Source organism: Halorubrum tibetense (assembly GCF_055396225.1).
The window spans coordinates 252,753-266,773 of record NZ_AP043742.1 but is presented as its reverse complement, the minus strand read 5'-3'; the positions used below and the strand labels follow the sequence as shown (position 1 = coordinate 266,773).

At 68.8% G+C, this 14,021-nt stretch carries 13 protein-coding genes; 8 read left to right on the top strand and 5 right to left on the bottom strand.

The window, feature by feature from the left end; genetic code table 11:
- The first annotated feature begins 48 nt into the window (after positions 1–48).
- The gene (serS, locus tag ACZ5TV_RS01275; protein WP_379780808.1) at positions 49–1,419 is read left to right on the top strand and encodes a serine--tRNA ligase; all 1,371 of its coding nucleotides are present in this window, start codon (positions 49–51) and stop codon (positions 1,417–1,419) included.
- A 65-nt stretch (positions 1,420–1,484) separates the two neighbouring features.
- Here serS and ACZ5TV_RS01270 read toward each other — a convergent pair whose 3' ends face one another.
- Positions 1,485–3,680: a PAS domain-containing protein gene (locus tag ACZ5TV_RS01270; RefSeq protein WP_379780810.1), complete on the bottom strand. Its 2,196-nt coding sequence runs from the start codon at positions 3,678–3,680 to the stop codon at positions 1,485–1,487.
- A 98-nt stretch (positions 3,681–3,778) separates the two neighbouring features.
- Between ACZ5TV_RS01270 and ACZ5TV_RS01265 the strand changes: the two genes are divergently transcribed.
- Both ACZ5TV_RS01265 and ACZ5TV_RS01260 read left to right on the top strand, forming a co-directional pair.
- The gene (locus ACZ5TV_RS01265; RefSeq protein ID WP_464384029.1) at positions 3,779–4,345 is read left to right on the top strand and encodes a helix-turn-helix domain-containing protein; all 567 of its coding nucleotides are present in this window, start codon (positions 3,779–3,781) and stop codon (positions 4,343–4,345) included.
- A gap of 150 nt (positions 4,346–4,495) precedes the next feature.
- Positions 4,496–5,701, top strand: coding sequence for an HD domain-containing protein (locus tag ACZ5TV_RS01260; protein ID WP_464384028.1), 1,206 nt, complete (start codon positions 4,496–4,498; stop codon positions 5,699–5,701).
- A gap of 32 nt (positions 5,702–5,733) precedes the next feature.
- Here the strand turns inward: ACZ5TV_RS01260 and ACZ5TV_RS01255 are convergent, their stop codons facing one another.
- Positions 5,734–6,135, bottom strand: coding sequence for a universal stress protein (locus ACZ5TV_RS01255; RefSeq protein ID WP_379783442.1), 402 nt, complete (start codon positions 6,133–6,135; stop codon positions 5,734–5,736).
- Between the two features lie 224 nt (positions 6,136–6,359).
- Between ACZ5TV_RS01255 and ACZ5TV_RS01250 the strand changes: the two genes are divergently transcribed.
- The 4 genes from ACZ5TV_RS01250 to ACZ5TV_RS01235 all read left to right on the top strand — a co-directional run bounded on the left by ACZ5TV_RS01250 (position 6,360) and on the right by ACZ5TV_RS01235 (position 10,197).
- Entirely contained in the window at positions 6,360–7,628 is a 1,269-nt protein-coding gene (locus ACZ5TV_RS01250; protein ID WP_464384027.1) for an HD domain-containing protein, read from the top strand.
- 194 nt (positions 7,629–7,822) lie between these two features.
- Complete coding sequence (locus ACZ5TV_RS01245; protein ID WP_379783696.1) at positions 7,823–8,881, top strand: amidohydrolase family protein; 1,059 nt, start codon at positions 7,823–7,825, stop codon at positions 8,879–8,881.
- A 48-nt stretch (positions 8,882–8,929) separates the two neighbouring features.
- Positions 8,930–9,394: a hypothetical protein gene (locus ACZ5TV_RS01240; RefSeq protein ID WP_464384026.1), complete on the top strand. Its 465-nt coding sequence runs from the start codon at positions 8,930–8,932 to the stop codon at positions 9,392–9,394.
- A 176-nt stretch (positions 9,395–9,570) separates the two neighbouring features.
- Positions 9,571–10,197 (top strand): thymidine kinase, encoded by a 627-nt coding sequence (locus tag ACZ5TV_RS01235; protein ID WP_379781152.1) that lies wholly within the window; start codon positions 9,571–9,573, stop codon positions 10,195–10,197.
- Between the two features lie 5 nt (positions 10,198–10,202).
- On the opposite strand, the gene ACZ5TV_RS01230 is transcribed toward ACZ5TV_RS01235, so the two are convergent.
- The 3 genes from ACZ5TV_RS01230 to ACZ5TV_RS01220 form a co-directional block, all read right to left on the bottom strand.
- Positions 10,203–11,384: a hybrid sensor histidine kinase/response regulator gene (locus ACZ5TV_RS01230; protein ID WP_379781150.1), complete on the bottom strand. Its 1,182-nt coding sequence runs from the start codon at positions 11,382–11,384 to the stop codon at positions 10,203–10,205.
- A 129-nt stretch (positions 11,385–11,513) separates the two neighbouring features.
- Entirely contained in the window at positions 11,514–11,801 is a 288-nt protein-coding gene (locus tag ACZ5TV_RS01225; protein WP_379781148.1) for a hypothetical protein, read from the bottom strand.
- Between the two features lie 65 nt (positions 11,802–11,866).
- Positions 11,867–12,163: a ubiquitin-like small modifier protein 1 gene (locus ACZ5TV_RS01220; RefSeq protein WP_379781146.1), complete on the bottom strand. Its 297-nt coding sequence runs from the start codon at positions 12,161–12,163 to the stop codon at positions 11,867–11,869.
- A 234-nt stretch (positions 12,164–12,397) separates the two neighbouring features.
- On the opposite strand from ACZ5TV_RS01220, the gene ACZ5TV_RS01215 reads away from it, so the two are divergent.
- Positions 12,398–13,804, top strand: coding sequence for a class II fumarate hydratase (locus ACZ5TV_RS01215; RefSeq protein ID WP_379781144.1), 1,407 nt, complete (start codon positions 12,398–12,400; stop codon positions 13,802–13,804).
- The last annotated feature ends 217 nt before the right edge of the window (positions 13,805–14,021 follow it).

Sequence of the window (14,021 nt, the reverse complement as noted above, 5' to 3'; positions counted from 1 at the left end):
ACCGACGCTCCGATACGGTTTTGGGCCGTCCGCCGGAACCCCCGGTAAATGCTATCCCGCCAGTTCGTCCGGGAGAACCCCGAGACGGTCCGCGAGGCGCTCGACAACAAAGGCGTCGACGTGGACCTCGACCGGATACTCGACGTCGACGAGGAGTGGCGCGAGCTGAAAAGTCGCGGCGACGACCTGCGTCACGAGCGCAACGAGGTCTCCTCGCGGATCGGCGACCTCAAACAGGCCGGCGAGGAGGCGGCGGCCCAGGAGGCGATCGAACGCTCACAGGCGCTCAAATCGGAGCTGCAGGAGATCGAGGAGCGCGCCGACGAGCTGGAGGCCGATCTGGAGGCGGCCCTCCTCGAGCTCCCCGGGATCCCCCACGAGTCGGTGCCCGTCGGCGCGGACGAGTCGGAGAACGTGGAGCGCCGCCGGGAGGGGTTCGACGACCTGCGGACGCTCCCCGACGACGTGACCCCGCACTACGACCTGGGCGAGGAGCTGGAGATCCTGGACTTCGAGCGTGGCGCGAAGGTCGCCGGTGGCGGCTTCTACGTCGCGAAGGGCGACGGCGCGCGCTTGGAACACGCGCTGATCCAGTTCATGCTCGACGTTCACCGCGAGCAGGGGTATCACGACGTGTTCCCCCCGATACCCGTGAACTCCGCGTCGATGCGGGGCACCGGCCAGCTCCCGAAGTTCACCGAGGACGCCTACCGCGTCGAGGGGACGAACGAAGAGTCGTACGACGACGACGACCTGTGGCTGCTGCCGACCGCCGAGGTACCCGTCACGAACCTCCATCGCGACGAGATCCTGCTCGGCGAGGACCTCCCGATCAAGTATCAGGCGTACACGCCGAACTTCCGCCAGGAAGCGGGCGAACACGGCACCGAAACACGCGGGATCGTCCGCGTCCATCAGTTCAACAAGGTGGAGATGGTGAACTTCGTTCGCCCGGAGAACAGCTACGACCGGTTCGAGGCGCTCGTCGACGAGGCCGAGGCGGTGCTCCGTCGCCTCGAGCTCCCGTACCGCATCCTGGAGATGTGTACGGGCGACCTCGGCTTTACCCAGGCGAAGAAGTACGACATCGAGGTGTGGGCCCCGGGAGACGACATGGAGGAGGGCCCCGACGAGGGTGGCCGATGGCTGGAGGTGTCGTCGGTCTCGAACTTCGAGGACTTCCAGGCGCGCCGCGCCGGTATCCGATACCGTGAGGAGCACCACGAGTCGGCCGACTTCCTCCACACTCTCAACGGCTCCGGGCTCGCGGTCCCCCGGATCGTCGTCGCGATACTCGAGTACTACCAGAACGACGACGGGACCGTGACCGTGCCCGAGGCGCTCCGGCCGTACATGGGTGGGACGGAGCGCATCGACGGGCACGACCCGGTCGGCGAGACGAAACTCGGCGGGGAGTGAGCTCGGTCTCGGCCGTGGACGGACGGCTCCCGTGATCTTTTGCGGGGTGCTCCGCCGGGCGCGTCTCAGCGAGGCAGCTCGATCACGATGGCATTCCCCGACTCGTCGATGTCGGAAAAAGAGAGCGAGCCGTTCGAGCGGCGAACGACCCAGTAGACGAACCAGAGGTCGAGCCCGGTGCCGTGGTTGAGCGCGTCGATATCCTCGGTGTCGAGGAGGATGTCCCGGTCCGTCTCGGGGATCGGGTTCTCGGCGTCGGCGATCCGGATCGTGACCCGGTCGGTGGTGGTCGTGACCGTGACGTCGACGTGGGGCGTACTCGATTCCGCGTGGCCGAGCAGAAACTCGACGGTCTCCGTGATCGCGTCCGAAACGTTTTCGGTCGCGATCGCTTCGGTGTCGGTCGGGCAGTCGACCCGGAAGTCGAGCGTGGCGTCCGGGTGCGACTCGCGGGCCTCCCCCAGCGCCGCTCGGAGGGTCGGCACGATCTCGACCGCGACGCGTTGCGGGCGCTCCAACAACATCCGGTTGATCTCGCGCCCGCGGTCCGCGATGGCGAGCAGATCGTCGATCGCCTCCGAGATCGCGTCCGCATGTTCGGCTGTAGAGTCGTCGACCGCCGCCCCTTGGATCGCCTCAGTGTGGCCCATCACGACGTTGAGCCGGTTCCGAAGGTCGTGTCTGAGCACCCGATCCAGCGTGGCGAGGTGGCGTTCGTGCTCCTTCTGTACCGTGACGTCGGTTTGGATCGCGACGAGTTCCTCGACCGAACCGTCGCCGTCAAACACCGGGGTGATCGTCTGAATCGCGTGATACGTCCCCCCGTTCGCGTGGCTGTTGACGACCTCCTCCGTCCACGTTTCGCCGCTTAGCACCGTCTCCCACATCCGCGCGTAGTACGCCTCGTTGTGTCGGCCGGACTGGAGTATTCGCGGGGTTTCACCGATGACCTCGTCCGCGTCGTGGCCGGTTATCTCCTCGAACGCGGGGTTGGCGTACGTGACCGTCCCGTCGGCGGTCGTGGTGAAGATCGCTTGGCCCGCCGCCTCGACCGCCCGTTCGAGCCGACGACGGTCGTGTCGGGCGTCGACCCACGCCGTGACGTCCTCCTGAAACCCGACGAAATGGGTGACTTCGTCGTTCTCGTCGTGGATCGGGGCGACCGTGAGTCGGTTCCAGAACTCGCTTCCGTCCGCGCGGTAGTTGCGGAGCTCGACGGTCACCGACTCGCGTGCGGCGATCGCCTCACGAATCGCTTGGACGGGCTCCTCCGCGGTGTCCTCGCCCTGGAGGAACCGACAGTTATGGCCGAGTATCGTCGATCGGTCGTAGCCGGTCAGCTCCTCGAACCGGTCGTTCGCGTACACGAGCGGCAGGTCATCGGCATCGGCGTCCGCCAGGGTGATGCCGATCGGCGCGTCGTCCATCGCCCGGCTCTTGACGGCGAGCTCGTGCTCCAGCCGCTGTCGGTCCGAGACGTCGGCGAAGACGTACACGATCGCCCCCTCGTCCCGCCAGTCGGCGCGTGCGACGGTCACGTCGACGGGGACGTAGCCGCGGTCCGGCGAGAACAGGTCGAGGGTGACCTCGTCGAACGCCCGATCGCCTGCGCGGATGCGTTCGACGACCGCCTCGATCGAACCGGTCTCCCGCGGGCGAAGCCACTCGGACACCGGGCTCCCGCGGTCGCCGAACGCCCTGGGGACTGCTCGCTCCCCCTCGGGGTCGAGGAGCGTCCGGGCGTTCTCGTTCGCGAACACGACCAGGTCGTCGATAGCGACGATGACGCCGTCGGGGATCGCGTTCAACACCGCCTCGGTCCGTGTCGTCCGGTCGACCAGGTCCTCGCGACCCCGTCGGTACGCGACCGCGTCGCGTACCAGCGACGCCAGCCGGTCCCACTGGTTGCCGAACCGTTCTTTGATCAGATAGTCGGTGACGTCGGCGGCGATCGCGTCGCTGGCGATCTCTTCGGTGCCGTCGGTGGTGAACAGGACGAACGGGAGCGTCGGCGCGGCCGCGCGGACGACCTGAAGGAAGCGCACGCCGTTCGAATCCGGGAGGTCGTAGTCGCTGACGACACAGTCGATCCCGTTCGAGTCCCCGTCGCTCACGCCGTGGGCGGCGAGCGTCGCGACCGCCGCGTCGACGGAGCTCGCGGTGAGGACGCGTATCCGCTCGCGTCCCTCGAGCGCCGTCACGAACTCGTCGAGGTACGCGTCGTCGGCGCTGACGACGAGCACGGCGGTAGGATCGCCCATCGGTTTTCCGAACCTACGGACCCGTCCGGGTTAGACCTACTGACTCACCGAGCGCGTCACCCGCCACCTTTTATCGCCGCGGCGATACTACCCCCGATATGCCGAAGTATTCGACGGGCGGCGGTGGCGGTGGCGATGACGGCGACGCCTGTGAGCTCTGCGGACGCGAGACGACGAACCTGCAGCGGGCGAACGTCGCCGGCGCGCAGCTCCTCGTCTGCTCGAACTGTCGCCCCCACGACGACGCGACCCGAACCACCGGCAGGGGGCGTGGCGGGGGAAGCGGCGGCGGGAGCGCGGGCGGTGCCGGCGGATCGAGCGACAGCTCCGACCCCGCGGAGGGGACGGGGAACCGGTCACAGGAGATCGCGAACAAACAGGCGCGGGTGTACGACGCCGCAACCGGGGACTCGAGCCACTGGGAGGAGGAAGGGACGAGCTACGAGGACGACCGGCTCCCCTACCTGGTCTCCGGCTACGGGGACGCCGCGAGGGACGCTCGGCAGGACGCCGGTCTCACCGTCGAGGAGCTGGCCGACGAGCTCGGCGTCGCCGAGGACGACCTCCACGCGATCGAGGACGGACGGGCCGCGACGGCGAACGTCGGCGGCTCCGTCGTCCGCGCGGTCGAAGAGCGCCTCGATGTCGCGCTCGTGGACGAGTGACCCGCCCGCGTTGTGGAGGAGTGACTCGCCCGCGTTGTGGACGGACGGCCGACGTTCGCCGAGAGACGACCGTCCGAGGGGCCACACGACCCGAGTCGAAACGACCAATCCTACCGGGATCGATCCCTCGATAATGGCGGCGATCCGTCGATGACGGCGATCAAGGACAGCGTCCACGGACACGTCCGGCTCGGTCCGGCCGCGGTCGATCTGATCGACACACCGGCGTTCCAGCGGCTGCGCCACATCAAGCAGCTGTCGACCGTTCGGCTCGTCTACCCGTCGGCGAACCACACGCGCTTCGAGCACAGCCTCGGCGTCTACCACCTCGCCCGGCAGGCGCTCGACGGCCTCGGACTGGACGACGAGACGGCCGCACATGTCCGTGCGGCCGCCCTGCTTCACGACGTGGGTCACGGCCCCTACGGCCACCAGACCGAGGGGATCATTCGACGGCGGACCGGCAAGGACCACGACGAGGTGGAGTGGTTGTTGACCGACGCCGATCGGGAGCTGTGTACGGTCCTCGAACGGCACGGGCTCGATCCCGAGCGCGTCGCGGCCTTGGTCGCCGGCGATGGGGGTGTCGGGCAGCTCGTCTCGGGGGAGCTCGACGTGGACCGGATGGACTACCTCGTCCGCGACGCTCACCACACCGGCGTCCCCTACGGCACCGTCGACACCGGCCGGCTGGTGAACGAGCTCCGCCTCGTCGACGACGGGCGAGAGCGAGGGGCCGACGACGCGGCGCTCGTCCTCGCCGAGGGGAACGTCGCGACCGCCGAGAGCCTGCTCGTGGCCCGGTCGCTGATGAACGCCGTCGTCTACCGGCACCACGTCTCCCGAGTCGCGGGCGCGATGCTCGAACGCGCGTGCGAACGCTATCTCGACCGCACCGACACCGGTGTCGAGGCCTTCCGCCGGCTGGCCGACCACGACCTACTCGTTGCGGTCCGCGACGTGGTTCCCGAGCTCGGCGAGCGGATCGAACGCCGTGACCTGTACAAGCGCGCGGTCTGGGTCGGCCTCGGGGACGTCCCCGCCGGCACCGTCGACGCGGAACACGCCGAGGAGCTCGCGGCCGAGCGCGAGATCGCCGACCGCGTCGGGATCGACCGCGCGTCGGTGATCGTCGACGTCCCGTCCCGGCCCGGGCTCAAGGAGTCGGCCTCGACCGTCGTCGTCGACGGCGTGCCCCAGCGGTTGGAGGACGCCTCGGAGCTCGTGTCCGGGCTTCGCGCCGCGGAGCGCCGCCGCTGGACGCTCGGGGTGTACTGTCCCGAAGAACACGTCGAGGACGTCCGCGACGCGGCCACCGACGTGCTTGGTATCCGGTCGCTCGGACGGCCGACGTAGGCTGATCGCGTCGCCCTCGTTCGCCGGTGGGACTACTCGCTCTCGGGGCGCGGAACCGTCAGGACCGGCCGGTCGCTGGAGAGGATCACTTCCTGCGTGACGCTTCCGAAGACGGCCTTCCCGGTCGGACTCCGTTTGCGTCCGGACACGCAGATCGAATCGGCGTCGATCTCCTCGGCCGCGGCGACGATCTCGGGACCCGGCTCGCCGCTCGCCTCGTAGTGGACACACTCGACGCCGGCGTCCTTCAGCGTCTCGCGTGCGCGCCTGACCGCCGAGAGCTGGTTGACCGACGCGCCCTCGGGGTTGTCGGTGAACACGTGACTGAGGTGTGCGGTGATGCCGCCGTCCGCGCCCGGCAGGTCGGCGATCGCTCGCGCCTGCGCGACTGCCCGGGTTTCGTCGTCGTCGATGGCGACAAGTACGTCGTACATACCCGATGATCGATCACCCGGGATATAAACCGTGTCGACTGCGGCATGGTGGTGTTCGACGATGCGGACCGACCGCGGACCGGGGCCCGAGCGAGGGGGACCAAGCGAGTGCCGGGCGGGTCGGGGGTGAGCGGCGGGTCGGGGATGAGCGGCAGGCAGGAACCGCTCGAAGGGTGGGCAAGCCCGACGACGGCGTTTTTAAGTGATGGCGACGAACGGCCGGCATGATCACGGTCAAGGACACCGTTCACGATCACATCGAGATCGACGGTGTCGCCGCGGCCCTCCTCGACACGCCGGCCGTCCAGCGGCTCCGCCACGTCAAACAGCTCGGAACTGTCCAGCTGGTGTACCCGTCGGCGAACCACACCCGCTTCGAGCACAGCCTCGGCGTCTACCACCTCGCCCGGCAGGCGCTCGACCACCTGGGGATCGAGGGGAAACACGCGGACCGAATCGAAGCCGCCGCGATGCTCCACGACGTCGGCCACGGCCCGTTCAGCCACAACCTGGAGGCGCTCACCCACCGACGGACCGGGAAGTACCACGACGATGTCGACGAGCTGTTGGCGACCGGCGACGTCGGCGACGTGCTCCGCGAGCACGACCTCGACCCGGCGCGGATCGCCGACATCGTCGCCGGCGAGGGGACGTACGGCCAGCTCGTCTCGGGGGAGCTCGACGTGGACCGGATGGATTACCTCGTGCGCGACGCCTACCACACGGGCGTGCCATACGGCACCATCGACACCGGGCGGTTCGTCCGGGAGCTGGCGTTCGTCGAGGACGTCGACAGCGCGGATGCCTCGAACAGCGACGACGACGCCAACGGTCCGGCGCTGGTCCTCGACGAGGGGAACGTCCAGACCGCCGAGAGCCTGCTGTTGGCGCGGGCGCTGATGAACCCCGTCGTGTACACCCACCCCGTCGCCCGGATCTCGAAGGCGATGTTGCGGCGCGGCGCTGCCGAGCTCCTCGACGCGACGGCGACGACCGCGGCGGCGCTCCGCCGAATGGACGACCACGACTTCCTCGCGGCGCTGCGCGGCTGCCCGGCGACCGCCGAGATATCCCGTCGCTACGACGAGCGCGACCTCTACAAACGGGCCGTTTGGGCCGAGTACGACGACGTCCCCGAACGGGTCCGCGAGGCGGACCACGAGACACGGACGGCGCTCGAACGGGAGATCGCGGCGGCGGCGGGGATCGACCGCGAACACGTCGTCCTCGATGTCCCCCCCGAGCCGTCGATGCGGGAGTCGACCGCGCGGGTGACGGTCAACGGGGAAGTGCGACGGTTGGAACGGCAGTCGCCGCTGGTGTCCGCGCTCCGGACCGCCCAGCGAAACCAGTGGCGTTTGGGGGTGTACGCGCCCGCGGCCGCCACGGACCGGGTTGGACGGGCCGCCGCCGACGTGCTCGGGCTCGACCCCGACACGCTGGTGAGTGAGGTCCGGAAGGCGATGCCGACGACGCTCGACGAGTTCGAGTGAGGCGACCGCCGGCACGGGCCGGCCGAGCGCCCGCGCCGACGACTGCGCCGATCCGTTCTGCCGACCGCTTCAATTCGTTCTGCCGACCGATTCGATCCGTTCTGCCGACCGATTCGATCCGTTCTGCCGACCGATTCGGCGACCGCACCGATCCGCTCCGTGACCTTTTAACCCGTGACCGACGACGCTGGCGTATGCACATCGAGGGGACGATACTCGTCGGGACGGAGTTCGACCCGGTCGAGGGGCGGGTCGTCGTCGCGGACGGCGAGATCGTCCGGATCGAGGAGACGACGACCGACAGCAACGCGGTCGTCCTTCCGGCGTTCGTCAACGCCCACACACACATCGGCGACTCGATCGCGAAGGAGGCGGGCGCGGGGCTCTCGCTCGACGAGCTCGTCGCGCCGCCGGACGGGTTGAAACACCGGCTGTTGCGGGCCGCGAGCCACGAGGAGAAGGTGGCGGCGATGGCGCGGTCGCTCCGGTACATGGAGTCGACCGGAACGGGGACGTTCATCGAGTTTCGCGAGGGAGGTGTCGACGGAGTCCGGGCGATCCGAGACGCGCTCGCGGGCGAGGGTGTCGAGCTAGGCGACCGGGCGATCCGGGCGGTCGTCCTCGGCCGCGATGACCCCGACGTGTTGCCGCTCGCGGACGGGTACGGCGCGTCCGGCGCGCGCGACGGCGCGTTCGAGTCGGTGCGGAACGCGACCCGTGAGGCGGGCAAACTGTTCGGGATCCACGCGGGGGAGCGCGACGCCGACGACGTTGACGCCGCGATGGATCTGGACCCGGAGTTCCTCGTCCACATGGTCCACGCCGAGTCACACCACATGGACCGGCTCGCGGATCGGGAGACGCCGGTCGTCGTCTGCCCACGGTCGAACCTCGTGACGAACGTCGGCGTGCCGCCGATCGCCGAGCTTGCCGAGCGGACGACGGTTGCGCTCGGGACCGACAACGTGATGCTCGACTCGCCGTCGATGTTCCGCGAGATGGAGTTCGCGGCGAAGCTGTCCGATCTCCCCGCTCGCGAGGTCCTGCGTATGGCGACGGTGAACGGTGCCCGGATCGCGGGCGCGAACCGCGGCGTGGTCGCGACGGGGGCCGACGCCGACCTCCTCGTGCTCGACGGCGACTCCGACAACCTCGCGGGCGCACAGGACCTCGTCCGGGCCGTCGTCAGGCGGGCCGGAGCCTCCGACGTCGAGTCGGTCGTCATCGGCGGCGAGCGGATCGACCACGACTGAGGGGAGCGACCGACGGGGTAAAACCGGGGCGGGCCGTATCCGGCGACGATGGTCGAGTTCCCGTTGCTCACTGGACTGATCGTCGGCCCAGTCGTTGGGCTGGTCGCGACGCTGGCGATGGACCGCGTCATGCCCCGCCTCCCCGAAGGCGACACCGCGCCGCGAGTCGCGGCGAGCGTCCTCACCGACACGCCGGTCGACGAGGCCCCGGAGCGGCTGGCGTCGTGGGTCCACTACGTCGCCGGCGTGGGCTCCGGGCTCCTGTTCGTAGGGCTCGTCGCCGCGGTCGGCAGGCTCGGGGTCGGGTCGCTCGTCACGCTCGCCGTCGGCGGCGTCGTCATGACCGCGCTGATGGTCGGGTTCTTCGCGCTCGTCCCCCTGCCGCGGGCGGTCGGGCTGCCGCGACAACGACTGGCCCCGGTTCGGCGTGATTGGGCCGTCTGTGCGGTGACGTACGTCGTCGTCGCCGTGGCCCTCGTCGCGGGCGCCGACGCGCTCCTCGCCGGGGCGTAACGGCGCGTGTGGACGGGGACGACCCGGCGGACGCTACCTCCGAGACGGACGCCCGTCGCTGGGGAAAACTGGCTGTCCGTCACCGGGGGGAACTGGACGCCCGTCACCGGGTGAGAACCGAGCGCGCCGACGGCGGGAGAGAAACCGTTTAGTCGCTGGCAGGTGCCCGTTATCGCATGCACGCGATCACCCGAACCGGGTGGATTGAGGTCATCACCGGGTCGATGTTCTCCGGGAAGACCGAGGAGCTCCTGCGGCGGCTCCGCCGCTCGGAGATCGCCGGTCAGTCCGTCGCTGTTTATAAACCCGCGGTCGACGACCGATACGGCGAGACGACGATCGGAAGCCACAACGGTCGCCAGTGGGAGGCGACTGTGATCGACAACGAGGGAGACGGTCCCCGCGAGATCCTCGATACGGCTCCGGATGCTGAGGTCGTCGCCATCGACGAGGCCAACTTCTTCTCGCCGGCGCTCGTCGATGTCTGTGATACGCTCGCGAACCGCGGGGTGCGAGTGATCGTCTCCGGCCTCGACCAGACGTTCCGCGGCGAGCCGTTCGAGCCCGTCCCGGAGCTGATGGCGACCGCCGAGTACGTCGACAAGCTCCGGGCCATCTGCTCGCAGTGTGGCGAGCCCGCGACGCGGAACCAACGGCTCATCGAGGGCGAGCCCGCTCACGTCGACGATCCCACGATCCTCGTCGGTGCGGAGGAGTCCTACGAGGCGCGGTGTCGCGCGTGCCACGTGCTCCGGACCGGCGAAAGCGGTCGACACGAGCCACGACCCGGGGACGACGACTGAGCCCGTTACGCCTGCCTGTCCGCGTCCTGATACAACCACAGGTGGCCACGCCCCTCGGGGAGGTCGATCGGTCGGTAGGACCGAAGGAGCGCCCCCTCATCCGCGAGCGGGAGCCGCTCACCCCGGACGGGCTCGGCCGCGTCGATGACCCGATCGATACCCGCGAGGAACGCGTCGGAGTCCCTGAACCGGTCGCTCACCTCGCGGGCGAACGCCACACAGTCAGTCCCGGTGACGTCGGTAGACGCGGCGTCCACATCGAACAGGTCGAGTAGCCGGTCGTTGGCCGCCAGCACGTACCTGTCGGCGTCCTCGACGAGCACCCCATGGGGGAGGGTGTCGAACACGGACGACAACACCGCGTTCGTCCGCTCGACCGCGCGCTTCCGTCGCTCGCGGTCCGTGATGTCCTCGAACTGTGAGAACACGCGTATCACCTCGCCGTCGTCGTCCGTCACCACCTGATTGTGCCACGCGCACAGGATCCGGTCCCCGTCCGCCGTGACGTTCTCGTTGACGCTGCGGTAGCCGCCGCGGTTCGCGAGGAGCTCCCGCTCGATCGCCGCGACGGCGCGTCGTTGGTCCGTCGGGACGAACGGCATCCACGTCCCCTCGACGAGCGTCTCGGCGTCGTAACCGAGTATCTCCTCGGCCGCGGGGTTCGCTCGGACGATCCGGAACCCCTCGTCGTACTCGATAGTTCCGAGCGGGGACTGTTCGATGAACCGTGAGAGGCGTTCCTGGCTCGCCGCAAGCGCGCGCTTCGAGCGGTACTGGTCGACCGCGTTGCGGACGCGGTTCGCGAGCACGGTGTACTGATCCGCACCGCCCGCCTTCTGGAGGTAATCCGTGGCACCGGCCGCGATCGCGTCGCTGGCGATCTCCTCGCTCCCCTTTCCGGTGAACAGGACGAACGGGAGCTCCGAGTCGCGCTCCCGGATCCGATCGAGAAGCTCGAGGCCGCTCACCCCCGGCATGTCGTAATCGCTGACGACGCAGTCGAACGTCGTCGAGTCGAGCGCCGCCAACGCCGTCTCACCGTCAGGCTCCGAGCGGACCTCGAACGCGTCGTCGATCCGTTCGAGATACGTCGAGACGAGATCCCCGAACGCCTCGTCGTCGTCGACGTGGAGGACCCGTATCCGCGATTCGGAGTCCACACCGTCTCCGTCAGCGGGCGCGTGCATGACGGAGATGTCCGACGGACCTGAAATATAGTTTCGGGTGACTCGGGTCGGATCCGCGGGGGTGAGAGGTCGACCCGCGGGAGCGAGGGGTCGACCCACCGAGTCTCGAACGACCGGGAACTCAGCGATTCAGCGGGTCGCGGCGTCGACGCTCGCGGTGTCGGGGGTCGCGGCGTCGTCGCGTGCCGCGTCGGCGTTCGTCGCGCGGGCGCTCCGAGCGGTTCGGAACAGTCCGATCAGGCCGAAGAGGACGAGGATCGCACCCTCGATCCGAACGACGGTCCGGAACCACGAGCGTGGCTTCACCGCCGCCGTGTCACGGTACGCGGCGCGGGTGAACGCGTCCACGAAGACGCCGGGCAGGAGCGTCTCGAGCAGTCCGACGATACCGACGACGAGGTAGACGAGGGCGCGCATACCTCATCTTCGACGGGTGTCGTCAAAAGCGATGCGGCGGGGGCGGCTCGGCGTCGAACGGCCCTTCAGGTTCGCCCCGCGGTACAGCCGCCGTAGACGGACGGGATCGTACGGACCACGTCGCCCTCCTGGACCGGGGTATCGAGGCCGTCGAGGTGTCTGAGGTCCGTCCCGTTCCGCGTCACAACGGTGCTCCCGGCGAACCCCCCATCGCCATCGACCAGGCGACCGGCGAGTTCCGGATAGCGGTCCTCCAGCAGGGCCAAGAGCTCGCCGTAGGTGTCGGCGTCGATGTCGAGTACGACCCGATTTCCGTCGACCGCCTCGCGGAACGGTCCGAAGAACCGACACTCGATCTCCATACGGGGGATTCGACCGGCGTCGACTTCGGTCCGTCGGTTGGGGTCGACGTCGGTTCGTCTGGTAGGGTCGACGTCGGTTCGTCTGGTAGGGTCGACGTCGGTTCGTCTGGTAGGGTCGACGTCGGTTCGTCTGGTAGGGTCGACGTCGGTTCCCAGATCCGGTGACTACGGTCCGCGTCCCGTCGTCCGCCGCCATCCAGTAGACTTTACCACGTCTCCGGAGAACGAGCGCGCATGGGCGAGGACTACCGCACGGAGGAGGACAGCCTCGGCGAGATGCAGGTACCGGCCGACGCGTACTGGGGCGCACAGACCCAGCGAGCCGTCGAGAACTTCCCCATCTCGGGGATCACGTTCGGACGGCGGTTCGTTCGCGCGCTCGGCGTGGTGAAGAAGGCGGCGGCGCAGGCGAACCGCGACCTGGGCCTCCTCGAGGCGGACACCGCGGACGCCATCGCCGCCGCCGCCGACGAAGTGATCGCCGGCGAGCACGACGACCAGTTCCCGGTCGACGTGTTCCAGACGGGGTCGGGAACCTCCTCCAACATGAACGCCAACGAAGTGATCGCGAACCGCGCGGCCGAGATCGCCGGCGCGGAGATCGGCGACCGGGTCGTCCACCCCAACGACCACGTCAACTACGGCCAGTCGTCGAACGACGTGATCCCGACGGCGATGCACGTCGCCGCTCTCGAAGCCGTCGAGAAAGACCTCATACCCGCCCTCGAAACCCTCCACGCCGAGCTCGAGGCAAAGGAGGCGGCGTTCGACGGCGTCGTCAAGACCGGCCGCACCCATCTCCAGGATGCGACGCCGGTCCGGCTCGGCCAGGAGTTCGGCGGCTACCGAACGCAGGTCGCGAAGGGGATCGACCGCGTGGCGGGCGTCCGGTCGAGCCTCCGCGAGCTCGCGCTCGGAGGGACGGCGGTCGGGACCGGCCTCAACACCCATCCCGAGTTCCCCGAGCTCGCCGCGGAGTACATCTCCGACGAGACGGGGACGACGTTCCGCGAAGCGGACAACCACTTCGAGGCGCAGGCCGCCCACGACGCCATGGGAGAGGCGCACGGCGCGCTCCGCACAGTCGCTGGCAGCCTCAACAAGATCGCCAACGATCTCCGGCTGCTCGCGTCGGGCCCTCGAAACGGCCTCGGCGAGATCGAACAGCCCGAAAACCAGCCCGGCTCCTCGATCATGCCGGGGAAGATCAACCCGGTCGTCGCCGAGTCCGTGAACCAGGTCCACAAGCAGGTCGTCGGCAACGACGCCGCGGTCTCGGCCGGGGCGGCGCGCGGCGAGCTCGACCTGAACCTATATAAACCGGTGCTCGCGTACAACTTCCTCCAGTCGGCCGAGCTGTTGGCGAACGCCGCCGAGACGTTCGGCGAGCGCTTCGTCGGGAAGCTGGAGGCCAACGAGGAGCACTGTGCGGAACGCGTCGAGGAAGCGATGGCGCTGGCGACCGCGCTGAACCCCGCGATCGGCTACGACAAGGCCTCGAAGGTGGCCAAGCAGGCGCTCGACGAGGGGAAGACAGTTCGACAGGTCGCCGTCGAGGAGGGATACCTCACGGAGGCGGAGGCCGACGAGGTGCTCGACCCCGAAGCGATGACACACCGAGTCATCCTCGGCGGCGACTGAACGCCGCCGAGCGGACGGGTGGGCCGTCGGTGGCGTTCGCGCCGAGGTCGTCACTCACGGATCAACAGCCGACACCAACACCGCTCGTCTACTTATAAATAGCCGACACCGACATCGCTCGATCACTTATATACGGTTACGCTCTTGTGAAGCAGATTGTTGATATTGCTCGCTTCAGAAGAATCGGAACAGAAACCAGTCGCTTGAGCGCCTGAAG

What these genes read in the sequence shown, in the direction of transcription:
- serS (WP_379780808.1), top strand. Translation starts at nt 49, where the DNA reads ATGCTATCCCGCCAGTTCGTCCGGGAGAACCCCGAGACGGTCCGCGAG.
- ACZ5TV_RS01270 (WP_379780810.1), bottom strand. Translation starts at nt 3,680, where the DNA reads ATGGGCGATCCTACCGCCGTGCTCGTCGTCAGCGCCGACGACGCGTAC.
- ACZ5TV_RS01265 (WP_464384029.1), top strand. Translation starts at nt 3,779, where the DNA reads ATGCCGAAGTATTCGACGGGCGGCGGTGGCGGTGGCGATGACGGCGAC.
- ACZ5TV_RS01260 (WP_464384028.1), top strand. Translation starts at nt 4,496, where the DNA reads ATGACGGCGATCAAGGACAGCGTCCACGGACACGTCCGGCTCGGTCCG.
- ACZ5TV_RS01255 (WP_379783442.1), bottom strand. Translation starts at nt 6,135, where the DNA reads ATGTACGACGTACTTGTCGCCATCGACGACGACGAAACCCGGGCAGTC.
- ACZ5TV_RS01250 (WP_464384027.1), top strand. Translation starts at nt 6,360, where the DNA reads ATGATCACGGTCAAGGACACCGTTCACGATCACATCGAGATCGACGGT.
- ACZ5TV_RS01245 (WP_379783696.1), top strand. Translation starts at nt 7,823, where the DNA reads ATGCACATCGAGGGGACGATACTCGTCGGGACGGAGTTCGACCCGGTC.
- ACZ5TV_RS01240 (WP_464384026.1), top strand. Translation starts at nt 8,930, where the DNA reads ATGGTCGAGTTCCCGTTGCTCACTGGACTGATCGTCGGCCCAGTCGTT.
- ACZ5TV_RS01235 (WP_379781152.1), top strand. Translation starts at nt 9,571, where the DNA reads ATGCACGCGATCACCCGAACCGGGTGGATTGAGGTCATCACCGGGTCG.
- ACZ5TV_RS01230 (WP_379781150.1), bottom strand. Translation starts at nt 11,384, where the DNA reads ATGCACGCGCCCGCTGACGGAGACGGTGTGGACTCCGAATCGCGGATA.
- ACZ5TV_RS01225 (WP_379781148.1), bottom strand. Translation starts at nt 11,801, where the DNA reads ATGCGCGCCCTCGTCTACCTCGTCGTCGGTATCGTCGGACTGCTCGAG.
- ACZ5TV_RS01220 (WP_379781146.1), bottom strand. Translation starts at nt 12,163, where the DNA reads ATGGAGATCGAGTGTCGGTTCTTCGGACCGTTCCGCGAGGCGGTCGAC.
- ACZ5TV_RS01215 (WP_379781144.1), top strand. Translation starts at nt 12,398, where the DNA reads ATGGGCGAGGACTACCGCACGGAGGAGGACAGCCTCGGCGAGATGCAG.